23 protein-coding genes are annotated in these 26,490 nt (G+C 70.8%); 9 read left to right on the forward strand and 14 right to left on the reverse strand.

The features are described from left to right. Positions 1 to 243: 243 nt before the first annotated feature. On the forward strand, positions 244 to 1,113 hold the full coding sequence (locus VT85_RS10360; RefSeq protein WP_068414307.1) for a DUF1559 domain-containing protein: 870 nt from the start codon (positions 244 to 246) through the stop codon (positions 1,111 to 1,113). An 89-nt stretch (positions 1,114 to 1,202) separates the two neighbouring features. Then, positions 1,203 to 1,646: a hypothetical protein gene (locus tag VT85_RS10365; protein WP_068414310.1), complete on the forward strand. Its 444-nt coding sequence runs from the start codon at positions 1,203 to 1,205 to the stop codon at positions 1,644 to 1,646. Between the two features lie 16 nt (positions 1,647 to 1,662). On the opposite strand, the gene VT85_RS27545 is transcribed toward VT85_RS10365, so the two are convergent. Then, positions 1,663 to 2,373, reverse strand: a complete 711-nt coding sequence (locus VT85_RS27545; protein WP_068414313.1) for a hypothetical protein — start codon at positions 2,371 to 2,373, stop codon at positions 1,663 to 1,665. A gap of 196 nt (positions 2,374 to 2,569) precedes the next feature. Here VT85_RS27545 and VT85_RS27550 point away from each other — a divergent pair, with 196 nt between their 5' ends. Beyond that, entirely contained in the window at positions 2,570 to 3,559 is a 990-nt protein-coding gene (locus VT85_RS27550) for a hypothetical protein (RefSeq protein WP_156512795.1), read from the forward strand. Between the two features lie 17 nt (positions 3,560 to 3,576). Here the strand turns inward: VT85_RS27550 and VT85_RS10380 are convergent, their stop codons facing one another. From VT85_RS10380 to VT85_RS10415, 8 genes are all read right to left on the reverse strand, one after another. Further along, the gene (locus tag VT85_RS10380; protein ID WP_068414319.1) at positions 3,577 to 5,487 is read right to left on the reverse strand and encodes a GTPase domain-containing protein; all 1,911 of its coding nucleotides are present in this window, start codon (positions 5,485 to 5,487) and stop codon (positions 3,577 to 3,579) included. Positions 5,488 to 5,630: 143 nt separating this feature from the next. Then, positions 5,631 to 8,024 (reverse strand): hybrid sensor histidine kinase/response regulator, encoded by a 2,394-nt coding sequence (locus VT85_RS10385; protein ID WP_068414321.1) that lies wholly within the window; start codon positions 8,022 to 8,024, stop codon positions 5,631 to 5,633. Continuing rightward, complete coding sequence (locus tag VT85_RS10390) at positions 8,021 to 8,785, reverse strand: chemotaxis protein CheW (RefSeq protein ID WP_068414323.1); 765 nt, start codon at positions 8,783 to 8,785, stop codon at positions 8,021 to 8,023. Before VT85_RS10390 ends, VT85_RS10385 begins: the two co-directional genes overlap by 4 nt. Further along, the gene (locus tag VT85_RS10395) at positions 8,778 to 10,103 is read right to left on the reverse strand and encodes a CheR family methyltransferase (RefSeq protein WP_068414325.1); all 1,326 of its coding nucleotides are present in this window, start codon (positions 10,101 to 10,103) and stop codon (positions 8,778 to 8,780) included. Before VT85_RS10395 ends, VT85_RS10390 begins: the two co-directional genes overlap by 8 nt. A 22-nt stretch (positions 10,104 to 10,125) precedes the next feature. Beyond that, positions 10,126 to 10,992, reverse strand: coding sequence for an FkbM family methyltransferase (locus VT85_RS10400; RefSeq protein ID WP_068414327.1), 867 nt, complete (start codon positions 10,990 to 10,992; stop codon positions 10,126 to 10,128). Positions 10,993 to 11,084: 92 nt separating this feature from the next. Then, entirely contained in the window at positions 11,085 to 11,597 is a 513-nt protein-coding gene (locus VT85_RS10405; RefSeq protein WP_068414330.1) for a chemotaxis protein CheW, read from the reverse strand. Positions 11,598 to 11,626: 29 nt separating this feature from the next. After that, positions 11,627 to 13,684: a methyl-accepting chemotaxis protein gene (locus VT85_RS10410; RefSeq protein WP_197491203.1), complete on the reverse strand. Its 2,058-nt coding sequence runs from the start codon at positions 13,682 to 13,684 to the stop codon at positions 11,627 to 11,629. After that, positions 13,681 to 15,198, reverse strand: a complete 1,518-nt coding sequence (locus VT85_RS10415) for an urea ABC transporter substrate-binding protein (RefSeq protein WP_082858510.1) — start codon at positions 15,196 to 15,198, stop codon at positions 13,681 to 13,683. Before VT85_RS10415 ends, VT85_RS10410 begins: the two co-directional genes overlap by 4 nt. 318 nt (positions 15,199 to 15,516) lie before the next feature. Between VT85_RS10415 and VT85_RS10420 the strand changes: the two genes are divergently transcribed. Further along, a complete protein-coding gene (locus VT85_RS10420; protein WP_068414335.1) occupies positions 15,517 to 15,768 on the forward strand; it encodes a hypothetical protein in 252 nt (83 codons plus the stop codon). Beyond that, positions 15,765 to 16,172, forward strand: coding sequence for a type II toxin-antitoxin system death-on-curing family toxin (locus VT85_RS10425; RefSeq protein ID WP_068414337.1), 408 nt, complete (start codon positions 15,765 to 15,767; stop codon positions 16,170 to 16,172). The genes VT85_RS10420 and VT85_RS10425 overlap by 4 nt, the downstream gene beginning before the upstream one ends. Here VT85_RS10425 and VT85_RS10430 read toward each other — a convergent pair. Further along, positions 16,147 to 16,971, reverse strand: a complete 825-nt coding sequence (locus VT85_RS10430) for a J domain-containing protein (RefSeq protein WP_068414340.1) — start codon at positions 16,969 to 16,971, stop codon at positions 16,147 to 16,149. The genes VT85_RS10425 and VT85_RS10430 overlap by 26 nt on opposite strands. Before the next feature lie 208 nt (positions 16,972 to 17,179). On the opposite strand from VT85_RS10430, the gene VT85_RS27555 reads away from it, so the two are divergent. The 3 genes from VT85_RS27555 (at position 17,180) to VT85_RS10445 (ending at position 19,426) form a co-directional block, all read left to right on the forward strand. Further along, positions 17,180 to 17,446: a hypothetical protein gene (locus VT85_RS27555; protein WP_068414343.1), complete on the forward strand. Its 267-nt coding sequence runs from the start codon at positions 17,180 to 17,182 to the stop codon at positions 17,444 to 17,446. Then, positions 17,413 to 19,053 (forward strand): DUF4838 domain-containing protein, encoded by a 1,641-nt coding sequence (locus VT85_RS10440; RefSeq protein ID WP_068414350.1) that lies wholly within the window; start codon positions 17,413 to 17,415, stop codon positions 19,051 to 19,053. Before VT85_RS27555 ends, VT85_RS10440 begins: the two co-directional genes overlap by 34 nt. Positions 19,054 to 19,177: 124 nt before the next feature. Beyond that, a complete protein-coding gene (locus tag VT85_RS10445; protein ID WP_068414353.1) occupies positions 19,178 to 19,426 on the forward strand; it encodes a hypothetical protein in 249 nt (82 codons plus the stop codon). Positions 19,427 to 19,511: 85 nt separating this feature from the next. Here VT85_RS10445 and VT85_RS10450 read toward each other — a convergent pair whose 3' ends face one another. Both VT85_RS10450 and VT85_RS10455 read right to left on the reverse strand, forming a co-directional pair. Further along, on the reverse strand, positions 19,512 to 20,021 hold the full coding sequence (locus tag VT85_RS10450) for a hypothetical protein (protein ID WP_068414356.1): 510 nt from the start codon (positions 20,019 to 20,021) through the stop codon (positions 19,512 to 19,514). A 372-nt stretch (positions 20,022 to 20,393) separates the two neighbouring features. Further along, positions 20,394 to 20,924, reverse strand: coding sequence for a hypothetical protein (locus VT85_RS10455; protein ID WP_068414361.1), 531 nt, complete (start codon positions 20,922 to 20,924; stop codon positions 20,394 to 20,396). A gap of 446 nt (positions 20,925 to 21,370) precedes the next feature. On the opposite strand from VT85_RS10455, the gene VT85_RS10460 reads away from it, so the two are divergent. After that, a complete protein-coding gene (locus VT85_RS10460; protein ID WP_068414364.1) occupies positions 21,371 to 23,197 on the forward strand; it encodes a GTPase in 1,827 nt (608 codons plus the stop codon). A 109-nt stretch (positions 23,198 to 23,306) separates the two neighbouring features. Here VT85_RS10460 and VT85_RS10465 read toward each other — a convergent pair whose 3' ends face one another. Both VT85_RS10465 and VT85_RS10470 read right to left on the reverse strand, forming a co-directional pair. After that, positions 23,307 to 26,009 carry a serine/threonine-protein kinase gene (locus tag VT85_RS10465; protein ID WP_068414367.1) on the reverse strand — a complete coding sequence of 901 codons (2,703 nt, stop codon included), beginning with the start codon at positions 26,007 to 26,009 and terminating at the stop codon, positions 23,307 to 23,309. Then, positions 25,952 to 26,392: a hypothetical protein gene (locus tag VT85_RS10470; RefSeq protein ID WP_068414370.1), complete on the reverse strand. Its 441-nt coding sequence runs from the start codon at positions 26,390 to 26,392 to the stop codon at positions 25,952 to 25,954. The genes VT85_RS10465 and VT85_RS10470 overlap by 58 nt, the downstream gene beginning before the upstream one ends. Positions 26,393 to 26,490: the final 98 nt, after the last annotated feature.

Raw genomic sequence — 26,490 nt, forward strand, 5'->3', positions numbered from 1 at the left:
CTTCTCTTCCCTTTAATCTAGTAGGTGTACGCCCGGACGCGGTCAAGTGTGCGAATTCCCATGAACGCGGATCGGCCACGAGCAGGCTCGCACGCACGCCCGAACAGGCCGTCGCATGCAAATCCCTCGCGCGACGGCCGCGGAATCCCGCTCGCGGGCGTTGAAACACGGGGGCGGACCGCGTATGAATGATAATTAATTCGTGCTACCGATCGAAGTGCGGTTCTCCGAGGATGCGGTCTCATGGGGCGACGTCGCGGCTTCACGCTGATCGAGCTGCTGGTGGTGATCGCGATCATCGCGGTCCTGATCGCGCTTTTGCTGCCGGCGGTGCAAGCGGCGCGTGAGGCGGCCCGCCGGATCTCGTGCACGAACAATCTGAAGCAGATCGGGCTGGCGTTCCACGGTTATCACGACGCCCACAACCGCCTGCCGATGGGTTACGTCTTCGCGCCGGGGTATGTGCGGGGCGGGTTCGGCTGGGGGGCGATGATCCTGTCGGGCGTGGAGCAGCGGCCCTTGTTCGACTCGGCGAATTTCAGCGTGCCGCTCTGGAACGCGGCGAACTCGACCACGTCGGCGACGCCGATCAGCTTCTTCCTCTGCCCGTCCGACGAGACATCGCCGGGTCGGTTCCTGGAGCGCGACGGCTTCCGGCATGCGAAATCGAGCTACGTCGCATCGTTCGGTCCGGGGAACATGGACGCCGACCCGACCGACCGCCGGGGCCTCTTTTACCGCAACAGCGCCGTGAGCTTCGCGGAGGTGACCGACGGCCTCTCGACGACCCTCGCCGGCTCCGAGCGGCATAACGGGACGTTCTCGGTGGAGATCGGCTCGCACGACCACTTCGACGCCGAGACCGTCTGGATGGGTGCCGTGAAAGAGGAGCCGGACGACGACCACGCTCACACGACCCTCTTCCAGTCCAGCCACGTCCCCAACTCTCGCGACATGAACGACCAGGACGCCGCCTGCCGTCACCCGGGCGGGATCAACACCCTCCTGGGCGACGGCTCGGTGCGGTTCCTCAAGTCCTCGATCAACCTCGACGTCTACCGGGCCATGTCCAGCCGCTCCGGGAGCGAGGTCGTCAGCGCGGACGCCTACTGAGCGGGGGCCGCGGCGAGTCGTCGAGAAATCCGAACTCTCGCCGCAAGAATCCCGCCACGGCGACGAACCACCAGCGGGAGGATCGCGCGATGAAGCTGAAGACCGATACGAGCCGGAACGTCCCCCGCGTTGGCCGGGCCCTCGCCCGCCTGCGCGACGGGACGTTCCTGATCCTGGCCGGCGTCCTGGAGCTGATCGCGGCGGTCGCCGCCCTGGCTGTCCTGATTCTGGGGAAGCTGGGCTGGCTGCTGGTCTGCGCGATTCTCGGGCCGCCGCTCTGGGCGGCGACGCGGCTCGGGGGGCTGCTGGGACGCGTCAGTTCGAGGACGGTGCTCGTCGTGGCCGCGTTCGTGGTTCCCCCGATCGTCCTGCCCGTGGCGATGTCCCAAGCCGGCCCCAGGCCCAGGTGGGTCGACTGGATGCTCCTCGCCGCCTGCCTGGCCTCGACGGCGATCGTCCTGTGGTGGGCGGCGGCCGGTCGCGCCGTCGCGAGGCCCCAGCCCAAGCCCAAGCCCCTCGACGACTTCGCCTGACGGGCTCCGATCCTCGTCAGGCGGGCTCGACGGGCTCCAGTACGGCCCAGTAGTCCGGGAGTTCCCGGGCGATCTCCCGACCGGCGTCGCGGGCTTCCCGGTAGGTCCGCAGACGCGAGACCAGGACGGCGGGAAGGACCATCGCCAGGCAGACGGGCAGGGCGGTGGCGCGCCAATCGCGCCAGCCGAGGAAGAGGAGGGAGACGACCCCGACGATCGCGCCGAGGCTCCCGAGGGGGAGGAGGCGGCGGTTCATGAGCGACAGGAGCCGGAGCCCGGCGGCCGAGCTGCGGCCCCGCATGCGTTCCTCCAGGAAGCTTTCTGGATAGTCCGCCTCATGCACGCGGAGCCGATACACGCCCGGCGGGACGTCGGCCGAGCCGCCCATGTGGGGATGTTTCGCCAGCGCGGCGTCGTCGCGGCGGAACGCGTATTCGACCCCAGCGAACTGGAGGGAGCCGCCGACGACGGGGAATCGGTCGACCTCGCCGATGGGACGCAGGAACGCTTCCAGCTCCTCGGGCGGCCCCTCGCCGACGCAGACGCCCAGCGCGAAATCCCCGTCGCCGTCCGTCGTCAGCAGGAAGGCGCGCCCGAGGCCGACGGCCTCCTCGATCGCGCCCGAGGGGTCGTCGCGGGTCCGGTCGTCGAAGTCGTCCGGCAGCGCCTCGGGATCGAACAGGAGCAGGGCCGCGGCGTCGGTGCCGCCTTCCAGGAACTGGATCATCGCGGGGCCTCTCGAAGCGGGACGTCGGCCCGGTCGCCTCGCCCCGCACGATCCGGGCGCGTGCCTTCGCGGCGCCGACCGGGCCGCCGTCGCCTCATCCTATCACGCCGGCCGGCCGGGACGCGGCCGCGTTCGTGTCCTACAAATACCCAGGGGCGACGAGGTGGGGTGGTGCGGTCCAGCGAGGGTCGGGACGATGCGAGGCTTGTGGACGGCGGCGATGATGGTCGGACTCTCGGCGACGGCCTGGTCGCAGCCCGTCGGAAGGCCGGGACCGCCCCCGACCCCGGATGGAGGTCCGGTGGAGGTCGGCGTCGGGTTCCACATCGTCGATTTCGGCCGGATCACGGCCCGCGAGGAGACCTTCGACGTCACCGCCCACCTGGAGCTGCGCTGGCGCGACCCTCGGCTCGCGGGCGGGGTCGTCGGGGGCGGGATGTGGACGCCCCGACTCAATTTCGACAACGCCGCCGAGGCGCCCAGGCCCCACGGCGAGCCCGAGATCGAAGTCGACCCCGACGGCCGCGTGACCAGCCGGTCGATCATCAGCGGCAAGTTCTCGACGCCGCTCGACCTGCGGAAGTTCCCGTTCGACGCCCAGGACCTCGTCGTCCGGATCTCGCTGTTCCACGACCGCTCGAAGGTCCGCTTCGCGCCGATCCCCGAAGCGATGCACATGCACGACGACGCCTCCATCACCGACTGGTCGCTCCTGGAGCAGACCTACCGGGTCGACTCGCGGCGATATCGGCCCGACGGCGAGGAGTACTCCGTGGTGGCGTACCTGGTGCGGGCGAAACGCCGGTCCACCTTCTACGTCTGGCGGGTGCTGCTGCCGTTGACGCTCCTCTCGCTCATCCCCACGCTCGTCTTCTGGTTCGAGCCGACGAACCTCCAGCCCCAGATCAGCACGTGCATGGGGACGCTGATCGCGATGCTCGCCTTCGGTTACTCGGTCGACTTCGCCCTCCCCAAGGTCGCCTACCTCACCATCGTCGACCGCCACGCGATGGTCGGCTTCCTGGCCGCGACGGCGGCGACGATCGCGGTGACCGTGATCCACCGCTCCGTCGCGGTCGGGGCGGTCCCCGCCGCCCTGAAGGCCCAGCGCCGCCTGCGCCTGCTCTACCCGGCCGCCTACCTGGCCGTCGTGGGCCTGAGCTTCGGACTGTTCATGTCCTCGTGAGCCCCCGGGGCGGGCCGTCAGGGGTTGGCGACCAGGGTCGACTTCCCCGGCGGCTCCACCGCCTTCAGCGTCGTCGTCGCCACGGTCGGGAGTTCGGGCGGGGTCTCGACCCGCAGGGCGCCGAGGCCGAGGTCGAGGACGCCGCCGACCCGGCGTTCGAGGTCGGCGAGGTCGCGCTCGACGGCGGCGAGGGCCTCGGCGTGGGCGCGGACGGCCGCGCAGGCGTCGGAGGCGTCGCGACAGAGGGCGTCGAGCAGGGGGGCGTGGGCGAGCCGGTCGACGACGGCCTTCAGATCCTGGTCGAGCCCCCGGTTCAGCCGGTGCAGGAGCAGCCCGCCGACCAGGACGCCCCAGAGCAGGCACCAGAAGGCCGCCTGGAAGACGAAGTCCAGGCCCAGGAGGGGGCGGCCCTGGATCATGTGGTCATAAAAGAAGTTCTTGGCCATGTGGAGGACGAGCCAGGCCGGGAGCAGGGAGAAGAGCGCCTCGAAGGCGACGTGGACGGCCCTCCCGGCGCGTCGGGCCACGCGCTTCTCGACGACCTCGTTGATCTCGGCGTCGAGCCGGCGGTAGACCTCGACGGCCACCGTGGCCAGCTGCTCGGCCGAGAAGTCGCCACCGTCCTCGCTCGGGGAGGGGCGGATCCCGGCCTCGTTCTGGTAGCCCTGGAGGATCGTCCGCGCGTGGGCCAGGTCCCCTTCGGTCAGGCCGAGGTCGGCCTCGGCGGTGAGCGCGGCGGCGGCGCGGCTCTCGCGCCACTTCTCGCCGACGAGCGACACGGCCGTCCAGCCGCCGGCGAGGATCGCCTGTGTGGGGGTCCGGGCGCGGAGCAGGATCAGCGAGCGGACCAGGCTCCCGGCCGCCGACCAGAGCCCGATCAGGAACGCGAGCGGCCCGGCGCCCCAGGTCTGGTTGAGCTGCCTGAGCACTCGCGACCGCCAGAGCCGGCGATTGGCGTCGATCCGCTCGGACATCTTGGCGGCGATCCGGGCGGCCATCCGGGCCCGCTCCTGGTTCAAGGCCGACTCCAGCTTCGCCACCGCCTCCAGGCCGGCGTCGACCGGCCCCCGGATCGCGGCCAGGAGCCAGCCATAGAGGCCCAGCAGGTTGGCGCGACGGATCCGGTGGCGGGCGCGGCTGGCCAGCTCGTGCTCCAGCAGGTCGCGGAACTTCGCGAACTCGGGGTCGACGGCCTCCCCGGCCTCCTGCCTCGCCATCGCCTCGGCGGCGTCGAGCCGGTAGATCTCCGGCACCCGCAGGCCCAGCGAGTCGAGGTAGCGGCGGAGGTCCGGCCGGTTGTCGTGGTCGATGCGGGCGTGGGTCTGGACGAACAAAATCTGCCGCCCCGGCGCGTTCCGGCGCACCTCCTGGCCGACGACGTGCGACTTGTACTTCTGCGAGGTGACGGTGTGGACCATGACGTCGCAGTGGGGGAGCACGGAGCGGAGGATGTCCAGGTGGCGGCCCCCCTCCTCGCCGTCCTCGGGGTCCTGGGTGTCCGGGTCGGGGCAGTCGATCAGGATCATCTGTTCGAGCAGGGGGACGTTCAGGCGATGGATCTCCAGCGCGTCGTCGTCCAGGCCCAGGAAGGCCGGGTCGACGTCGGGGTGGCAGGCCACCACGGCGCGCCGGGTCATCGGCCGGAACTCCTTGCCCGCCCGGCTGACCCGACGCCCCAAAAGCGCGTTGAACAGCGTGCTCTTGCCCGTCCCCGAGCCGCCGAGGAAGCCGACGACCAGGGCGCGGTCGAGGTCGATCTCGGGCACGCGCAGCCGCGAGTCGAGCCGGCCCACGAGCCCCTTCGCCTCCTGGAACGGGGGCCACGCCGGCGCCCCCTTCGCCCAGGCGAGGAGCCGCTCGTGCAGGCGGTCGAAGCCGGCGAGCAGGTGCTCGCGCTCCCAGTCGGCCTTGGTGAATCGCTCCGCCATGCGGGGGGTTCCTTCCGGGGCGCCTCTTCGGCCCTTGCGGTCTCGTCAGGCCGGGGCTTCGAAGGCCCCGCTTCCCCAAGGATACCGTCCCCGCACGCTCTCAGGCAGCCCGCTCCGGCGCCGCGGGGCGTTCACCGCCCGGCCTATCCCCGCGCCTCGCCGATCAGGTCGACGACGGTGGAGAGGAACGTCTGGTCGTGGAAGCTGCTCTTGGTGAGGTAGAAGTTGGCGCCGGCGTCGAGGCCGCGGATGCGGTCTTCCTCGCGGTCCTTGTACGAGACGATGACGACGGGGATCGGCCGGAGGCGGGGATCCTTCTTGATGAGCGAGACCAGCTCGACGCCGTCCATGCGGGGCATGTCGACGTCGCTGACGACCAGGTCGTAGCGGCCGGTGCGCACCGAGTTCCAGCCGTCGACGCCGTCGACCGCCACGTCGACCTGATAGCCCTGGTTCTCCAGGAGCTGGCGCTCCAGCTCGCGGACGGTGATCGAGTCGTCCACCACGAGCACCCGCTTGACCCGGCGCTCGGCGGCGCCGGCGGCGAGCGCCTCGGAGGCCAGCCGGCCGATGCGACGGCCGCTAAGCAGGTTGTCGATCGAGCGGATCAGGTCCTCGACGTCGAGGATCAGGACCGGCCAGCCGTCCTCCAGGACCGACGAGCTGTTGAAGTTGGGGACCCGTCCCAGGCGAGGGTCGAGCGGGGCGACGCGGAGGTCGCGCTCCCCCAGGAACCTGTCGACGACCACGCCGAAACGGTGGCTGCGGTCGCTGGCGACGACCACCGGCATCCGGCCGTTGGAGCGGGGCGAACCCTCCCAGTCGAAGATCCGCGAGGCCTCCACCAGCCCCACGGGCTGGCCGTCGATCCGCATGTGGGGCTTCCCCTCCAGCTCCACGATCTCGTCGTCGGCGACGGTCGTGATCCGGTCGATCCGGTTCAGCGGGAAGGCGAACGGCTCGCCGCCGACCTCGACCAGCAGGGCCCGGATGATCGACATCGTGAGCGGGAGCTGGAGCGTGAACCGGGTCCCCCGGCCGAGCTTGGTGGAGACCCGGAACGTCCCCCGCACCGCCTGCACCATCGTCTGGACGACGTCCAGGCCGACCCCCCGGCCGGAAATCTCGGTGACCTGATCCTTGGTCGAGAACCCGGGGAGGAACAGGAAATCAAGCAGCTCGGGCTCGGACATCCGGGCGGCCATCGGCTGGGTCGTCAGCCCCTTCTCGACCACCTTCGCCCGCAGCCGATCGACGTCGATCCCCCGGCCGTCGTCCTCCAGGACGATCTGGAGCATCCCGGCCATGTGGCGAGCTTCCAGGCGGATCGTCCCGGTCGGGTCCTTGCCGGCGGCCCGGCGCTCGTCGGGCGACTCGACGCCGTGGTCCAGCGCGTTGCGGATCAGGTGATTGAGCGGGGCGTCCAGGCCGTCGAGGATGTCGCGGTCGACGCCCGTCGACTCGCCGACGACCTCGAACCGGGCCTGCTTGCCCATCCCCCGGGCCACGTCGCGCACCAGCCGGGGGAAGCCCCGGGCGCCGTCGGCCAGCGGGCGCATCCGGCTGGCCAGCACCTCGTGATGCAGGCGGCCCGAGATGTCCTCGCCGCTGCGCGCGAACGCCTCGATCGTCTCCAGGAACGTCGTCAGCCCCTCCTGGCAGCGCGAGGCCTGGTCGCGCGCCTGGGCCAGCATCGCCAGCTCGACGGCCCGGTCGCCGTCCGCCCCCGCTTCCCCCGCGATCCGACCTTCGAGATTCTGGAGCCCCTCCAGGAGCCCCGTCTGCCGCCGCTTGAGTTCCAGCAGGTCGTCCAGGAACGGCCGGAACCGCCGCGTCTGCACCAGGGACTCCCCCGCCAGCCCCATCAGCCGCGAGAGGCTCTCGGCCGTCACGCGCACGACCCGATCCGCCCCCTCGGCCGAAGCCACCGGCGGCGACGGCGACGGCGACGGCGTGGCCGACGGCGACGGCGACGGCGTGGCCGACGGCGACGCGGCCTTCACCGGCTCGTCCTCGACCTCGTGGTCCTCGGCAGGGGCTTCCGGCGCGGGAGCGGGCGCGGGCGCGGCGGGAGCCGAGACGGCGACGGGAGTGGACGCTGGAGCCGGCGCAGGTGCAGCCGGTTCCGGGGCCTTCCCGGCCTCGATTGCGGCGAAGGCTTCGCAGAGGGAATCGACCTCGGCGGCGTGCTCGGCCTGCCAGCCTTCCAGGTCGGGCTCCTTGACCTCGGCGACGGCCGTCAGGAAGTCGACGCCCCGCAGCAGGCCGTCGATCGCCCCCGCGCCGAGCGCCACATTCCCTTTCTGGGCGGCGACCAGGACGTCCTCCATCGCGTGGGCGACCCGCACCGCCGCGTCCAGCCCCACCACCCGCGCCGCCCCCTTGATCGAGTGCGCCGCCCGCATCAGGGGCTCGATCGCCCCGCTCGTCGCGTCGGTCTCCAGGCCCACCAGACCTTGCGAGAGGACCGCCAGCCGCTCCTCCGCCTCCATCCGGAACAGGTCCATCAGCGAGAATCCGCTGAGGTCGTCGCTCATTGGCCGATGCTCCGCAAGGCGGCGAACACGCGGTTCTCGTCCAGGAACCCGACGCTGCGGTCGTTCCACGGGATGACGGCCTGGCTGTAGCTGACGGCCGTGTTGGCGAGCGTGGAGGGGACGCCCTGGAGGCTGCCTCGGGCGAAGTGCTCGACGCCGTGGAGTTCGTCGGCGGCGAAGGCCCAGATCTCGGTGCGGTCGCGGAGGACGATGAGCCGCTCGCGAGGGGAGGCCCCGTGGTCGCGGCCCCCTTCCGCGCCGGCGGCGGCCTCCTGCGGGGCCGAGCCGAGCAGGCCGTGCAACGAGAAGCAGAGCTGGAGCTGGCCTCGAAGGTTCACGAGTCCTTTGAGGACGGCGTTGGAACGGTGGGGGACGCGGTGCACGGGCTTGGGGAGGGTCGCCTCGACGACGGCCTGGGTGCGGAAGGCCAGCCATTCCTGGCCCAGCCGGAAGATCAGGACGCCCAGCTCGTTGCGCCGGCCCTCGGCGTCGCGGCCGGCGGCCGAGGCGTCCGCCCGCTCCTCGTCGCAGTACTCCTCGTCGCTGAGCCATCGGGCCCATTCGTCGAGGTAGCCGGGGGGGGCGGGACGGTCGAAGAACGAGCGGGCGGCCCTGGCGAACACCGGACAGTTGCGGCAGTGGACGTGGAGCTTCAGCTCCGGGCAACTCCGGTCGCCGGCGATCCCGATTCGATTCCAGCAGTCGTCGAGTCGGCTCGCGGTCGGTTCCGCGGCGATGTCGAGGGTGCGGGGTTCATTCATGCGCCGGGCCTCCCGTCTTGTTGATATCGGCGTCGGCCCGCCGGTTCTTCAAGGCCCGTTCGGCGCGACGACGGAACCCGGCCGCCGCGCCCAGGTCGCCACGCCCCTCGGCGATCAGCGCCAGGGCCAGAAGCGCCTCGTCGCGCGCGGGATCGAGGTAGATCACCTTATGATAACAGCCTTCCGCCTCCGAGCGGCGCCCGGCCGCCTGGTGGATGCCCGCCATGAGCAAATAGGCCTCCGCCGAGGGCCCGGCGCGGCGGATCTCCGCCTCGCAGGAGGCCAGCGCCTGGCCGTTCCGCCCCTGGTTGGCATGCTCCATCGCCCGTTCGATCCAGGGCCGAGGGTCCTCGGCGACCGGAGGAGCAGGGATCGGCGTCGGGGTCGGCGGGCGCGAAATCGGCGCCGGCGCCGGCGCGGGCAGGCGCGGGCGTTCGGGCGTCCTCGGCGGCGCGGGGAGGGAGGCCGTGGCGGGACGCGGTTGGGATTGCGGTCGCGATGGACCCTCATCGGGCCTGCGCCTTCGGAGGGCGAACGTCCCGAGCCCGGCGGCCGGGACGAACCGGCGGCCGGCGGGAGAGGCCCCCAGTGCGTCGGCGTGGCCGATGACGAGGATGCCGTCGGGCGCCAGGAGCCGGTCGAGCTTCTCCTCAGCCTGCGCGCGCGGGGCCCTCGCCAGGTAGATCAGGAGGTTCCGGCAGAAGACCACGTCGTAGGGCGGCTCGTCGGCCAGGAGGCCGGGGTCCAGGATGTTGCCCAGGCGAAACCGAACGCGGCCCCGGATCGACTCGGCGACCTCGAAGCCGTCCGGTCGTTCGCGGAACCACCTCGCCGCCCGCTCCGGCCCCATCCCCCGCAGGGCGTTGCGGGAATAGACGCCGGCCTTCGCGAATTCCAGCCGCCGTTCGCTGACGTCGACGGCGTCGATGCGGAACCGGCCCGGCGACAGCCCGGCCTCTTCGAGCGTCACGGCGATCGAGTACGGTTCCTCGCCCCCCGCGCAGGGGAGGCTCAGCACCCGCAAAGGCCCCCGCGCGGGCCGGGCCGTCCAGCCCTCGCGGGCGTGATCGCGGAGGAAGTCGAACGGCAGGAGGTCGCGGAAGAACCAGCTCTCGGGGACGACGACCTCGTCGATCAGCGCCTGCCGCTCCGCCTCCGACCGCGTCAGCAACTCGGCGTAGTCGCGCTCCTCCACCAGCCCCGTCGCCCGCATCCGCGTCCTGACCGCGCGCGGCACCAGTCCCGGACCGATCGACGCTCGATCCAAACCCAGCCGTTCGTTCAAGATCGCGTCGATGGCGCTGAGGCTGTCGGACATGGGGCGAGCCTGGGCCGACGACTCAGGGGGCGGCGTCGGCGAGGGCCTGGTTGACGAAGGCGAAGACGAACGGGTCCTCGCGGTCCCCCTCAAGGATTCGGAAGCCGGCGCGCTCCAGGTCGGCGATCATCCGGCGCGTCGAGCCATCCTGAAGCATACGCTCATGGGTCTCCAGGAAGAAGAGTTTGACGCGCTCTTTCAGGAAGTCCAGCTCGTTGGCGACGAGGTCGATCTCGGCGCCCTCGACGTCCACGATCAGGTTGATCGCCCGGAAGCCCCGGGGCTCGACGATCTCCCGAAGGCTGACCGCCGGCACGCGGATCCTCTGAGAGCCCGCCGACTTCATCGCGCCCGTCATGCAGTCCGGGCCGACGGTGAACTCGACCATCGGGGCCCCGTAGGCCAGGGCGGCGGTCACGACCTCGAACCGGCAGCCGTTCAGCTCGCGGTTCTTCTGGAGCGTGGGGACGACGAGCGGGTTGGCCTCGACGACGACGTGGTCCTCGGGACGCTTGAGCATCCGGCTGGTCAGGCAGGCGACCACGCCGATCGAGCCGCCGAGCTCGACCGTCGGCCGGGTCGGGTCCAGATAGGCCGTCGTCAGCCGCACCTCGTCGGCCTCGTGGATCTCCTTGCGCAGGTAATGCTTCTGGTTAGGCGTGATCAGCGGGTTGTCCACGGCGAACGTCAGGCCGTAGGCCCGGATGCGATCGCCCATGAGCGAGAAATACTTCCGCCGATACCACTGCCGGGCCACGTAGAGTCGACCGTCGAGGACCCCTCGGATCCCCTTGCGTCTCAGGCTCCGCGCCCAGCGGACGGGGAGGAAGGCCGAGCCCTTCGCCGAGACGTCCGCCCCGGGAACCTGCGCGAAATCGGCGATCGCCATACACTCTCCCGCCAAATTATACTGCAACGCCACACATCTGGAAATCTCCGATGCTTACGCGGTCGCAGTGTAAAGTGGGCGGGGGGGGGGATTCAATCGGCGGGCGTCGGGTGTTGATTCGGCGAAACATTCAGGAGCTTTTCGACGAGGATCAACTGGACCATCGTCGACTCGATTTCGGCCATCCCGCCGAGATAGGGGGCGTTGGGGATGGCGACGGGAGAGGCCGTGAGGTCGTCGGGATCGACGGAGGCGAGGTCGTCGACGTTCTCGGCGATCAGGCCCAGGAGGGAGCGCCGGGGGGGGCCGGCGACCGCGGCGGGGGCGGGTTCCGGGGCTTCGGCGTCGCGTCGCCGCCGCGGCGAGGGGGCCGCGCGGTCGACGAGGATGATGCGGGTGCCGAGGCGGTCGGGCGCCGGCTCCGCTCCCAGGAGGAGCCCCAGGTCGAGGACCGTGACGACCTCGCCCCGGTATTCGAGCACGCCCGCCAGGTGGGCCGGCGCGTGCGGCAACGCGCGGAGCCGCACCCGAGGGACCACCTCCACGACCCGCGAGGCGTCCACCGCGTAGCGCTGACCGGCGGCCTGGAACGTGAGCAGGAGCATGGGGCGGCCTCGGATCGGGTCGGGTCGGGTCAGGAAGGCCGCGCGGGGGGCAGGGCGCAGACGTCGATGTTCCCGACGGTGAACCGGGAGACCTCTTCCTTCAGGCCGCCGACGGCTTCGCGGAGGTGGTCGGTGGCGCCGTTGAACTCGCGGAGCGAGGTCGTGGTCTGGCCGGCGACCTCGCTCAGCCGGAGCATGGCCTCGCGGATCTGGTCGGCGCCCTGGGACTGGACCCGCATCCCCTCGGTCACCTGCTCGAACCGCTCGTCGAGGCCCTGGACGCCGGCGATGATCGCGCCCAATTGGCCGCCGAGCTGCTGGACCTCGGAGACCACGGCGCGGACCTGTTCGCTGAACTTGTCCATCTCCATGACGCCGGCCGAGACGCTGTATTGCATCTCCTTGACCATGCGCTCGATGTCGAGCGTGGCGACGGCCGTCTGGTCGGCCAGGCGGCGGATCTCGCGGGCGACCACCAGGAAGCCCAGGCCGTACTCGCCCGCCTTCTCGGCCTCGATGGCCGCGTTGATCGACAGCAGGTTGGTCTGGTCGGCCACCTTGGTGATCGTGGTCACGACCATATTGATGTTGGCCGCCCGCTCGCTGATCACCGAGAGCTTGGACCCGATCGAGCCGGTCGACTCGGCGAGCTGGCGCATGGTCCGGTCCATGCTCGTGAGGCCTTCCCGGCCGGTCGCCGCCTGCTGCGCCGCGTCGCGGACCACCACGTTGACCTCGGTCATGGTCCGGAGCAGCTCCTGGCTGGTGGCCGAGATCTGATTGACGGCGGCGGCGGCCTCGTTGGTGGAGGCGCCGTACTCGTAGACCGCCTGCTCCTGCTGCCGGGAGGTCGCGGCGATCTCGGTGGCGGTGGAGAGGAGCGAGATGCTCGACTTCTGGATCCGGCCGATCAGCGAGCGGAGGTCGTGGTTCATCTTGCGGATCGCGACCAGGAGTAGACCGACCTCGCCCGGCGCCCGTTCCTGGCAGGTGGCGGTCAGGTCGCCGGCGGCCACCCGGTCGGCCAGCAGGGCCGCCTGGCGGATCGGCCGGGTGATCGACCTCGCCATGCTCCAGGCGGCCAGGACGACCAGCGCCGTCGTCGTCGCCAGCAGGGTCCCGACCGCCCAGCGCTGGCGGTCGATCATGGCGAACGCCTCGGCGTGGTCCTGTTTGACGTTCAGCCCCCAGCGGAAGGACGGGATGTACGACCAGGCCGCCATCGCGGGCTCTCCTCTGTAGTCGATCACCCGGCCGTAGCCATGATTCCCCAGGACCGCCAGCTGCACCGCCTGGGTGAGGCCGCTCCCCATCGGCACCCGGCGACGGAACGCGGCGTCGGGGTCGTGGCGGAGGGGGGCGACGAACGTGACCTGGCCCCCCTTGAGCATGCCGACCAGCGTCTCGCCGGTCTCGCCCAGGCCGTTGTAATCCTGGAAGAGCCGGTAGAGATCCCGGTTGCCGACCTGCAGCGCCGCCACGCCGATGAAAACGCCGTCCTTGAGCACCGGCTGGGCCAGGAAAAGGGCCGGCTCGGCGAGGCCGGAATAGGGCTGGAAATCCGAGACCACCCCTTGCAGGAGCGTCCTGGCGCGGCGGAAGACCTCGGCCAGCTCGCTGTCTCGGAGCGGGCCGGAGAGCAGCCCCTCGCCGATCTCCAGGCGGTCGTCCAAGCGGTCGAGGAGCCGACCGTCGCGGTCGAACAGGAGGATGTTCTCATATCCGTAGGTGTCGCAAAACAGCCGCATGGCCGGCCCGATGCGCCGGGAGACCTCGGCGGCGGCCGGCGCGTCGCCCGCGTCCCGCAAGCGGATCAGTTCCGCCACGGCCGACTGGACCGTCCCGATCTGGGTCAGGACCGTGAGGTTCCCCCGCCGCTCGCGGATGAAGCTGTTCAGCTCCAACGCCTTCGACGCCGAGATCGACCGGAGCTGGTTGCGCAGGCCCGCCTCCAGAGACCGCGTCGCCAGACGGTTGGAGATGAACGTCAGCGCGATGCAGGGGATCAGCGAGATCGCCAGGAAGCCCGCCATCAGCCGGGCCGTGATGCCGAGCCGCGAGGACATGGTCCGGATCGTGTTCATCATGGGCGGCGTTCCAGCATCCAGGGATCGTGATCGGGGCCGTGGGTTCGGGAGAGCGCTTCCGGGCCGGCTCCGCGAAAGGTCAGCGCGCCTGGCGAGGGATCGTGGCGGCGGCCCGGTCGGCGGGGTGGGCCGAGTCCGGGCCGGGCGATCGGACCGTCCCCCGAGGTCCCCAGACCACCGGCCGCCGCGCGTCCGCCGACGGCCCGGACGAGTTCAATCCCGGCGCGGGGGCGGGGGGCGTGGCGGGGCCGGGTCCGGGGCTCGTCGCGGGCGGCCTCGCCGTCGGTCGTCCATCGGACGAGGGCGGCCTCCCAGTCGGCTCGGCTCCGGAAGACCGGATACGCCTCGGGGCGGATCGGCCGGGGGAGGCTCCAGACGACGTCGAACTGGCCGTCGCGACGGATCCGGCCCAGGTGGAACGACCGCCAGACGTGGAGCAGGTCGTGATCGATCGAAACCACGCCCTGGGCCCCTTCCAGGCTCTGGCGCGAGAGGTGATCGCGGACCTCGCCCGTCTCGAGCGACTCTCCGTCCTCCACCGCCTGCGCCCACAGCTTGACGGCCTGGTACGCCGAGACGACCGGATCGCTGGTCGGGCGGTCGCTCCCGTATTTCGCCCGGAACCTCTCGACGAAAACCTGGTTCACCTCGCCGTCGAGCGACTGGAAATAGGCCCAGCCCGCATAGTGGCCGACCGTCTCGTCGACGGGGAGCTGGCGGAGGTCGTCCTCGGAGACGCGGAGGGAGACGATCGGCAGCTTCGCGGCCGTCAGCCCGGCCGCCGCCATCTGCTTGAAGAACGACTTGTTGGCGTCGCCCACCACCGAGCTGACCACCACGTCCGCCCCCGACGCCTTCGCCGCCGCGACCAGCTCCGGCATTTTCGCCCCGTCGAGCCCGACGAACGCTTCGCCCGTGTACGTCGCCCCCAGGGCCTTCAACTGGTCGCGGACGACCCCGTGGATCGCGTACGAGGAGGCGTCGGCGATCCCGGCCAGGAAGAACTTCTTCGCCTTGAGCGACTCGATGCACCAGGACACGGCCGGGATCGCCTGCTGATTCGGCATCGGCCCGACGCCGATCAGGTCGATCGAGACTTCCATCCCCTCGTAAGCGCCGGGGAAGAAGGCCAGTCGCTTGGCCGCCACTGCCGCGTCTTGCATGGGCCGGCGGCAGGACGACGTCAGGCCGCCGAACAGCACGGTCGCATGCTCCGATTCGAGCAGCCGCGTCGCCTCCAGGCCGAACGTCGAGGGGTCCGACCGGCCGTCGGCGACCACCCAGGTCAGTCGACGCCCCAGCAGGCCGCCGGCCGCGTTGATCTCCTCCAGGGCCAGGATCTCGGCGTCGAGCAGGGGCGACTCGTCGACCGCCAGCGGGCCGGTCCGCGAGTGCAAGAGCCCGACCACGATCGGAGCCTCCACCCGCTGCACCAGTTGGGGGAGCCCGTAGAAGAGACCCGCCGCGAGCAACGCCGCGCCCAGCAAACCGAGCCACCAACGCCTCATCGGCATGACCCCCGAACCTGGCCCGGCCGCGATCGCGGGCCGACGACGCGCGGGCCCGCGCCGAACCCGCCACGACTGCCATTATAGCCCATCCCCGAACCTCCGGCCCGACGCCCTCCCGCAATCTCGACCTATTCTCGCGGCGCGACGAATCCGACCGGGATCGCCCAGGGCCTCGAGACTTCGACGCGCGCCGGCGGGCCGATCGGAGCCCCGGCCCCCCGACCGTACCTTTCCGATCGGCCCTCGCTCCATGATTTGACGGCCTGGTAGAATCAAGGGTGACGCCGGGATGAGACCGAATCCGGGGATGAAAGGGCTGTGATGATCGAAACGCTGAGATCGATCGACGGGGGTTGCGCGATCATCCTCGACGCCGCCACCCTGGACCTCCTCAAGCTGGGGGTCGGTTCGCGCGTCGAGGTGAGCGTCTCCCCCGACGGCAAGCGCCTGCTGGTGACCCCCATCGAAATCGAAGCGGCCGACGAGGAAGCGGAACATCGAGCCCGCGTGCGGGAGGCGTCCCGAAGGGCCATCGCGCGGCACGGGGCCGCCTTCAAGAAGCTGGCCGAATGAGCCCGGTCTTCCTCAATCCCGCGGACGTGATCCAACTCCACGCCGATCAAGTGGAAGCCTTCGGAGGCTCGCGGGGGATACGCGACGCCAACCTCCTGGCGTCGGCCGTCGCGCAGGCGTCCATCACCTTCGGTGGAACCTTCCTTCATGAAGATCTGTTCGCGATGGCGGCCGCCTATCTCTTTCATATCGCCATGAACCATCCATTCGTCGACGGCAACAAGCGGACCGCCCTCGCCGCCGCCGTCGTGTTCCTGGATCTCAACGGCTTCACGCTCCCCGAATCGAGCACCGAGCGCCTCTACGAGGCCACGATGGCCGTGGCCGAAGGTCGGATGGGGAAGGCGGCGCTCGCCGACGTGCTGCGAGGGCTGCCCTTCACCGCGCCCAGCTCGGGGGGATGATCTCGTCGCGGGTCTGGAGGTGGACGGTCAGGTCGTGCGTGTGGAGGCTCTCGCGGAGGGCGAGGAAGCCGGCCTGGGCGGCGACGACGTCGGGGAAGCTGGCCCAGCCGACGAACTGGCCGTCCTCGATCCGCGAGCGGACCGCCAGCGTGTGGCTCGCCGGGAGGCCGTCGAACGCGTCGATGACGTGGCGCAGGGTCTCGCCGAGGTTGGCGTACTCGGCCGTCCGCGAGACCAGCGAGCGGAGGGGCCACGAGACGACCATGCAGACGCTGAGCGTCGGCCCCTCGGAGGAGTCGGCGGGCGCGGCCCCCGGGAGGTCGTGCTCGGACTTCTCCGCCATCTCGAAGCGGATCCAGACCAGCTCGACCTCGACGGTCTGGAAGACGCCCGGCGGCTCGGCCTGGGCCGGCTCCGGAGGCGACTCCGACTCGGGCGTCGTTTCGGGGGGGGACGTCGCCGTCTCGCCGCCGCCCCCGAACGGGAATCGGCCCTGACTGAAGAAATCCGAGGCCGCCGCGGCCCGCGACCAGGGGGGAGGCTCGGCCCACGTCGAGGCCCCGGCGGCCTGGGTGGGGGCGAATGGGGACGTGGCGCTCGCCTCCGGCTCGAAGCCCCCCGCCGTGGACTTCAACACCTCGTACGCGCGGACGACCATCCGAAACGCCCACTCGTCGCCGCCGAGGTCGGGATGGTGCTTCTTCGACTTCTCGCGGTAGGCCTCGCGGACTTCATCCGGCGACGCCTCGGCGGGCACGCCCAGGATCACGCGGGGATCGAACGGGAAATGGTGGATCATGGGGACCTTCATCACGAAACCAAGGCGGCGGGACCGACGGCGGAATACCCCTGCTCGCAATCCGTACGCCGATCCTCGCCGCTCCGGCCGAATCTTTTCGGAGACGTCTCGACGCACCCATGATCGCGGGGGGGAAGGGCGTTATCCTGCAAGACGACGGCCACCGCCCGGTGGCGTCGCATCCGGTTTCCAGTGGAGGATTTCCGATATGTGGAGTAACCAGCGGGGCCTTCGCGCCCCATCGTTTTCGGCGGTCATCGCGATTGGGATCGTCGTCGCCTGGGCCGCGGAATCGCCCGTCAGGGCCGAGGCGGGGGTGAAGGCGTCCGACGTCGCCTCGTGGCCGATCGTCGTCGCGGCCGACGCCGCGCCCGCGGAGCGTCGCGCGGCCGAGGAGCTGCGCGACGCCTTCGCCGAGGCGACCGGCCGGCCCCCGAGATCGTGGCCGAGGTCCCGGCCGGGAAGCCGGCGGTGATCGTCGGCAAGGCGGCAGGGCTGGAGACGGAAGGGCTCGGCGAGGAAGGGTTCACCATCCGCGTGGACGACCGCGTGGCGATCGCCGGCGACGCCCCGCGCGGCACGCTCTACGGCGTCTATTCCTTCCTGGAGGACGAGTTCGGCGTCCGCTACCTCGCGGCCGACTGCACGAGCATCCCCAAGCTCGCCCCCGACAAGACGCTGGCCGCCGGCCAGCGGTCGTTCCGCCCCCGGTTCTCCTGGCGGTACTCCTATTACAAGGCCAACCAGGACCATCCCGAGCTGGCCGCCCGGCTGCGGAACAACGCCGTCGTCGACGCCCCCGAGCTGGGGGGCCGCTCCGCCTGGTCCCTGATCTCGCACTCGGTCCACAACTGGATTCCGGTGGCGAAGCTGGGCCGGTCGAACCCCGAGTTCTTCAGCCTCGTCGACGGCAAGCGCCGGGCGTTCATGCAAGACGACCAGTTCGACCAGGGGGGGACGCAACCCTGCTTCACCAACCCCGAGGTCCGCAAGCGGATCATCGCCGGCGTGTTGGCCGAGGCGGAACGCCGCAACCTGACCGACGGCGTGGTCTCCATCAGCCAGAACGACAACCAGGAGTACTGCCGATGCCCCGACTGCGCGGCGATCGACGATCGCGAAGGCTCGCACATGGGCTCGCTGCTGACCCTGCTGAATGAGGCGGGCGACGCCCTGGCGAAGGTCCGGCCGGGGGTCTGCGTGGGGACGCTCGCCTACCAGCACACCCGCAAGCCGCCGAAGGCTCTCAAGCCCCGGCCCAACGTCGCGATCCAGCTTTGCAGCATCGAGGCCTGCCAGGTCCACGCGCTGAACGACCCCGCGTGCGAGCAGAACCGCTCGTTCTGTTCCGACCTGGACGGCTGGTGCAAGATCAGCGACCGGGTCTACGTCTGGAACTACAACGTCGACTTCACCAGCTACAACCTCCCCTGTCCCAACATCGAGATCATCGGCGCGAACGTCCGGTATCTGGCGTCGAACGGGGTCCGGGGCGTGTTCATGCAGGCCGCGGGCGACGGCCGCAACACCGAGCTGTGCGACCTGCGGAACCACCTGATCTCGCGGCTGCTGTGGGACCCGATCCTCGACGACGCCCGGATCATCGACGAATTCGCGGATCGGTATTACGGCGAGGCGGCCGGCGACGTGAAGGCCTACCTCCGTCTGATCGCCGAGACGCCCCGCAAGAAGGGCGTGCATCGCCACTGTTTCGGCATCGGCGTCGATTACGGTTACGACGAGTCCCTCGGCCGCGAAGCCCTGGCGATCCTGGAGCGGGGGATGGCCCGGGCCGAGAGCCCGACGATCCGCGACCGGGTCGAGAAGCTGACCATCGGCCCGCGCACGATCCTGCTGGAGCCGTTCGCGGCCTGGGTCCGCGACCACCAGGGGGAGATCGCCGGCGGCCGGCTCAAGGAGGCCCCGCCGAAAGCCTACCAGGGGATGGAGGCCGACCTCCGCGAGCTGTTCCGGCTCTACGAGCGCCACGGCGTCGACCGCTACTCCGAGGGCCTCGCCGCCGCCCCGTTGAAGGCCGTGCTGCCCGCCTCGCTGTTCGCGGCGGCCGACGGGGCGAAGTGAGCCGGCCGAGGCCGGACTTTGAATCGGCGGTATGAGGATTGCCCCTCTGGCTTCAGGAACCCCGCCGGCCCGCGCTTCTCGCCGGGCCGGCGTCTCCCAAGGCCCGAGCAGGAGGACCCGAGACATGCCGGACGACGTCAATCACGAGTACAAGCTGGCAGACGCCATCCCCGACCCCGCGAAAGGGCCTGACTCCGCCGGCCCCGGCGGGCCCCCCGAGGCGACCCACGCGACCGACGCCGAGCAGCAGCGGGAGGCCGAGAAAGGCGCACAGGCGCAGGCCGCCCAGGGCGACCTCAAGGACCGGCTGGTGGACATCGGCAAGGCCCAGCACATGGGAGGCCGGGCGAGCGGCCGGGTCAGCGACCGGTAATCCCCCACGCCCCGTCGAGATCGGGGCGGGCCGTGGGCCCGCCCCGATCTCCCGGAGGATTTCCGGCCGTCGAATTCGACTTCGCTCAGTCCATCGAATTCTGGTTGAAGATGGCGGCGTGACGGCCGTAGATGTCGGCGTCGGAGAAGAAGTGGCCGGGCGACTTGCGGATGGCCGCCTCGCCGTTGAGCACCTTGAAGCTCAGGAAGCTCACCGCCGTCGAGCGGATGTCGTGGTAGAGCTGGCGGGACTCTGAGGGCGCGTAGAACTGCAGCGAGTCGTTCACGTAGTCGACCAGGCCGTCCTGGCGGGCGTAGGGGAGCCGGCCGAGCTGCTTGCCGAGCTGGCGGCTGAGCACGTCGTAGTCGCGCTGCACGCCCTGGGTCCGGCCGAACTGCTGGGTGGCCCGGTGGACGTTCACCAGGACGTTGTTGTACGTCCGGGTCGTCAGGATCGCCTCGCGGGGGACGTGGGTCCGCTCGCCCCCCGGCAAGGTGACGATGACGCCGCCCGAGCCGTGCGCGCCGTTGAGGACGATGCGGTCTTCCAGGCGGCCGTCGAGGGAAGGAACGAAACCGTGCTTCTTCGTCTTCATTTCGCGTGACTCCCTGGGTGTCGAACAAGTGGCATCGGGACGCGGACGGCGGGACTCCCCGGTGGGGTCGACGGATCGAAGTCGCCGTTTGTGGCTCGACGATCAAAAATCCGCCGACTTCCCCCTGATAGTCAAAGACCCGCTGAATTCCCTAACTTGAACGTTCGGGACCGGATCAGGTTAACGCATGGGAGATGAAATGAAAGCGCCGAAGATGGAAAAACCCCGAAAATCCCGATTTCCGCCCCAGCCGTCCCGAACTCACCAGGCACCCCGTCGTTCGAATCCGGCTTAAGACGGGATTCTGCGCGCGAAACGAGACCGGGGGGTGCCCGGCCTCGTCGAAGTTGGTCATGCCGTAGAGCGAATCGCTCAGACGACCGGCTCCTGGTCGTAGATGGCGGCGTGACGGCCGTAGATGTCGGCGTCGGAGAAGAAGTGGCCGGGCGACTTGCGGATGGCCGCCTCGCCGTTGAGCACCTTGAAGCTCAGGTAGCTCACCGCCGTCGACCGGATGTCGGAATAGAGCTGCTGATTCTCGCCCGGGGCGTAGAACTGCAGCGAGTCGTTCACGTAGTCGACCAGGCCGTCCTGGCGGGCGTAGGGGAGCCGGCCGAGCTGCTTGCCGAGCTGGCGGCTGAGCACGTCGTAGTCGCGCTGCACGCCCTGGGTCCGGCCGAACTGCTGGGTGGCCCGGTGGATGTTGACCAGGACGTTGTTGTACGTCCGGGTCGTCAGGATCGCCTCACGAGGCACGAGGGTCTGCTCGCCCCCCGGCAGGGTGACGACGACGCCGCCCGAGCCGTGCCCGCCCATCATGCCGGCCGCGCCGTGCGCGCCGCTGAGGACGATGCGGTCTTCCAGGCGGCCGTCGACCGAGGGGACGAAACCATGCTTCTTCATCTGATGCGGCTCCTAGGCTGTCGAAGTAAATCCAGGGTGGCCGGCGTCCGGCGAGCCGCGACCACGAGGGTCTCGGTAAGCGACGTAATTCGCCGGAAGGCGTACGTCCGCCTATTCGCTAGCCCCATGCCAATCCCTCGCAAACCCACAAGTTCTCCCATCTTGAACCTCGTGGGGCACTCAAGAGCATAACAGGAGTCAGGTTAAGCAAAAGCACCGAGCGAAAAAATCGGTTTAAGCGACGGAATCACCCGAACCCATCTCGACTGCCAGGTCGGTGCCGAGGTGAGGCGAGGTGCGCGGCGATGGGAAGCGAACCGACCATGAACCGGGAAGGCGGACCGATGTCTTGCGACGGCGCGTCCTTATATACTGGAGGGGCCTGTGGAGGCTCGGGGTGGGATCGGGTCGAGACGCCGCGGAATGCGGGGGAGCAGTCGTCCTTGATGGAATATTCGACCTGGTCGCGTCGGGTCGTGGACCTGGCGTCGGCGCTCTCGCGTCTGGAGGCGGAGGCCGGGGCTGCGGGACTGACGCCGCCGACCGCCGCCGCCTGGCACGCGAACCTGCACCAGAAGCTCGTCCCCCAGGCGGCCGACGCCCCGTACCTGATCGTCGCCGTGGCCGGGGGGGCGAACATGGGCAAGAGCACCCTGTTCAACCACCTGGTCGGATTCCCCGCCAGCCGGGTCCACCACAACGCGGCCGAGACGAAGCACCCGGTCTGCATGCTCCCTCGCGGCTTCACCGACCGCCACGACCTGGCCCGGGTCTTCCCCGGATTCGCGCTGCAGCCCTGGAAATCCGAGGACGACGCCGTCGCCGAGGGGCATCCCGACGGCCTCGTCTATCGCGAGGACCCCACCGGCGCGCAGCCCGCGAACCTCGTCCTGCTGGACACCCCGGACGTCGACGCCGCGCTCCCCAACAACTGGAAGCTCGCCGAGGCGATCACCCACGCCGCCGACGTCCTCATCGCCCTGTTGACCCAGCAGAAGTACAACGACGAGAAGATCCGCCGCTTCTTCCGGATCGCCGCCGAGGCCGACAAGGCCGTGCTCGCCGTCGTCAACATGGTCGAGTGGCCCGAGGACCGCGAGCACTGCCGGGGATGGCTCGACACCTTCCGCAAGGGGACCGGCGCCGAGCCCCTGCACGCCTACGCCGTCCCCCGCGACCGCGCCGCCGCCCGCGACAACCGCCTGGCCTTCCACCCCCTCTCCCCGCGCGCCACCGACCCCAGGACCGACCTCGCCGAGCTGCAATTCGCCGAGATCAAGATCCGCTCGCTCCGGGGCTCGCTCCGCCAGGCGCTCGACCCCGACGAGGGGATCCCCGCGTATCTCCGCGACCTGGAGCGGCGGGCCGACGAGAATCGCCAGGCCCGCGCCGTGATCCACCAGAAGGTGCAGGTCCGGATCGATCTCCCGCGCCCTCCCGGCCACATCGTCGGCGACGAGATCTGGCGCTGGCTGGAACCCCGGCGGACCTGGTTCGACCGCAAGGTCCACGGCGCCTACGGCGCGCTCGGGCGGACGGTCGCGAAGTGGCTCCCCGGCAGCGTCGAGCCGGCCGAGGACGAGGCCCGGTTCCTCGCCGAGGAGAGGACCCAGCTCAACAAGGCGCTGGAGGCCGTGTACAACGACCTGGAGCAGGTCCACCGCGTCGGCGCCGCCGCGCTGCGGCAGGAGTTGCAGCCGCTGATCGCCGGCGACCAGCGGCGTCGGGCCTTCGAGGAACTCCAGCGGCGACTGGCCGCCGCCCCCCTGGCGACCGAATCGTACCGCGTCGCCATCGCCCGCCGGCTGGAGACGTTCGAGGACGAGCACCCGAGGATGATGCGCGCGATCGAGTGGGGCCTGGTGGCGACGGCCCTGGCCCGGCCGGCGGTGACCATCGGCATGTTCGGCGCGGCCGACATCGCGGCGGGGCCGCTGTTCGACGCCGGCGGCCACGCGATCGGCCAGATCTTCTTCGACGTCGCCGCCGGCTCCGCCCTGACCGCCGGCGGCGAGGGGGCCTTCGCCCGCTTCAGCGGCCCGGCCCGGGTCCTGATCGGCGACCTCTTCGCCGCTTTCTACCGCGAACGCGCCGAGTTGCTCGCCCGCGTCATCGACGACTGCGTCGTCGGCCGCCACCTCGACCGCATCGAACGCCTCGCCGACCTCGGGACCAGCCAGGACTTCCAGACGGCCTACAAGCTCGCCGCCGACCTCTCTCGGGAGCTGGCGGCCATGGAAGCCGAGCCGGAAGTCCAGGCCGTCCGCCATTGAGCCCCGCCGCTCGGGCGAGGTCGAGCCGATTCGGCCCGGTTCTCGACGGCGGAGGAATCGCCCCGTTTTCCAGGGGGTTGCGCCCCGATTCCGGGGGCCTGGTCCGTCGCTACTCGGGGGCCGACGGCGCGAAGGGGTCGTCCGGGAAGTCGGGGGTGGCGGTGGGGGTGGGCAGGTCGCCCGCGAGCTTCGCCCGCCAGCGGGCGGCCTCCTCGGGCTTGCCCCACGACTCGTAGAGCCGGACGACCCGCGCGGCGGCCTCACCCAGACGGGGCTTGCCCTGCGGGGGGATCGCCGCCTCGCGAGCCTTCATCCCCTCGTAGCCGGAGAGGATCAGCGCTTCGGCCTCGGCGGTCCGACTCTGGCCCAGGAGGCTTCCCCCCAACATGGAGCGGGTGTTGAAGGTGCTCCATGCGGCGGGCTCGTGCGCCTGGCGGAAGGCCAGGCACCGGCGCAGGAGAGGTTCGGCCTCGGCCCACCTCTGCTGCTGCAGCAGGCAGAGGCCGTGCATGGACTCGAGGCCGGCGACATGGGGATGGGACGGACCGGCCAGGAGACGAAACCGGTCGAGACCGGCGCGGAGGAACTGCTCGGCCTCGCCCCATTTGTTCTGCCGGAACAGGTTCGTGCCAAGCGCGACGACCACGTTCACGGTCTCAGGGCCGTCGGGGCCGAACAGGACGCGGGCCTGGTCGACGGCGTCGCGGAGGAACGGCTCGGCCTCGGCCGTGCGTCCGAGCTGGCCGAGCAGGTTTCCCATGTCGCGCGTCAAGTCCGCCGTGAGCGGCCCGTGCGGTCCCTGGACGCGGCGGTATCCCTCGAGGGTGCGCCGGAACAGCGGTTCGGCCTCGGCCGGACGCGAAGCTTGCAGGGTGTGCGCCCGCCGGTGCAAGCTCGTCAGCGTGTCGAGGTGGTCGGGGCCGAGCTTCGCCTCGCGCCGCCGCAGCACCTCTTCGTACAGCGCGACCGCCTCGGCGGTCCGGCCGGCTCGCCGGTAGGCGATGCCGAGCGACACACGGCTGTTCAGCGTAGGGAGGCTCTCGGGGCCGTACTTCGCCGTGCGGAGCCGTACCACCTCCTCGAGCATTCCCACCGCCTCCGCGGTCCGGCCCATGCTCCCATAGGCGCCGGCGAGGCCGCCGCGACTGCTGATGGTGTTGGGGTGGTCGGGGCCGAGCGTCGCCTCGCGGCGCCGCGCCACCTCCTCGTGCAGCGCGACCGCCTCGGCGGCCCGGCCGGCGGCGAGGTAGGCGCCCGCGAGATGCCTCCGGCTGTCCAGAGTGTCGGGGTGGTCGGGGCCGGATACGCCCGTCAGCCCCGCGACCGCCGATTCCAACGTCGGAATCGCCTCCGCCGCCCGGTCGTCGTCGCACAGGATGTGGGCCCACCTGATGGAGGCCGTCAGCGCCTCGGCCGACCCGGGGCCGAGCCGACGCTCCGCCGACTCGCGCACCTCGCGCCACTGACGCTCGGACTTCTTGAAGGAAGCCAGGTTGTGATACGTCTTCGCGAGGACCTGCCGCAGCTCGGAATCCAGCTCCGGGCGATCCTTGAAGCGATCGCCGACCGACCCGGCGGCGCGGTCGAGCACGTCGAGGAGCGTGACATGGTCTTCGAAGTCGCTGTTCTCGGGTTCGGCCTGGGAGAGCAGGTCGCGGGTGAGGAACGCGTTGATCATCTCGAACTTCGCCAGGTCCCGCCTCGCGGCCGACTCGGCCGCCTCGGCGCGGCGGCGGGCGTCGGCCTGGGCGTCGCGGGCCGCGTCGCGCTCGTGGCGGGCGTCGGCCTCGGCGTCGCGGGCGCGGATCGCCAGGATGGTGCTGCCGGCCGACGCGATCAGGAGCAACGCCGCGAAGGCCGACGCGACGGCGAACGCCGAGCGGTGCTTGCGCGCGAACTTCCGCAGCCGGTACGTCGCCGACGGCGGGCTGGCCTCCACCGGGTCGCCGTCGAGGTGGCGCCGCAGGTCGGCGGCCAGGCCGTTGGCCGTCTCGTAGCGGCGGGTGCGGTCCTTCTCGATGGCCTTCATCACGATCCAGTCGAGGTCGCCCCGCACCAGTCGCGCCAGCCGCGCCAGCTGGGTGTAGCGGACGGCCGAGAGCGAAGGCAGCTCCTCGCTCGAGGCCGAGAGCCGGCTTGACGGCGTCGGCGGCTCCTCCTCGCGGATGCGGCGCATCATCTCCTCGAAGCCGGCTTCGCGAAGCCGGCGGCGCCCCAGCGGCGTCGTGCCGGTGAGCAGCTCGTAGAGCAGGACGCCGAGCGAGTAGACGTCGCTGCGCGTGTCCACGTCCGTCGAGCCCAGCCCGGCCTGCTCGGGGCTCATGTATTCCGGGGTGCCGACGATCGAGCCGAGCTGGGTGAAGAGCGTCCCCACGGTGAGCCGATGGTCGGTCGCCTTGGCGACGCCGAAGTCGATGACCTTGGGGACCGGCCGGCCGTCGACCTCGGTCACAAGGACGTTGGACGGCTTGAGGTCGCGGTGGATGATCCCCTTCTGGTGGGCGTGTTGAACGGCCTGGCAGACCGGGATCATCAGCTCCAGCCGCTCGCGGGGCGTAAGCCGCCGCTCGTCGCAGTAGCGCGTGATCGGCAGGCCCTGGACCAGCTCCATGACGAAGTAGGGACGGCCGGCGTCGGTGGCGCCTGCGTCGAGCACGCGGGCGATGTTCGGGTGGTCCATCAGCGCCAACGCCTGCCGCTCGGCCTCGAAGCGGGCGATGACCTGGGTGGTGTCCATGCCGGCCTTGATGACCTTCAGCGCCACCTTGCGGCGCACCGGCCGCTCCTGCTCGGCCAGGAAGACGGTGCCCATCCCGCCCTCGCCGATGGCCTGGAGGAGCTTGTATGGGCCGATGACCGAGCCGGGGCCTTCGGCGAGGGGCCGGGGCCGGCCTGGTCACGGCCGGGCGGGGCGGGGGCGGGGCCGTGGTCGGCGGTGGCGGCGAGGTCGGGCGCGGTGGTGAGGCCCGGGGAGGGGCCGGAGGCCGGGCCCACGGCCTCGGTGGCGGCGACGGCGTCGTCTTCCGCCGGCACGGGCGTCGCGAGGAAGCCGCCGGCCGCTTCGAGGGCCGCCAGCAGGGCCTCGACCCGACTCCTCGTCGCGGCGTCGGCGCCGCAGGCCCGGTCGAGGTAGGCGGCGCGGTCGGCCGGGTCGGAACGTTCCAGGGCCTCGAGGAAGAGGTCGCGCTCGATCATCTTCGGACTCTCCCAGGTTGTGGGACGGGCTCGCTCTCCATTCCTTCATGCGATGGGCGGCCCGGCGGCACGCCACGAAAGCTCGAATAACCGTGCGG

This window comes from Planctomyces sp. SH-PL62 (assembly GCF_001610895.1).
In the GTDB taxonomy this organism is placed as follows: Bacteria; Planctomycetota; Planctomycetia; order Isosphaerales; family Isosphaeraceae; genus Paludisphaera.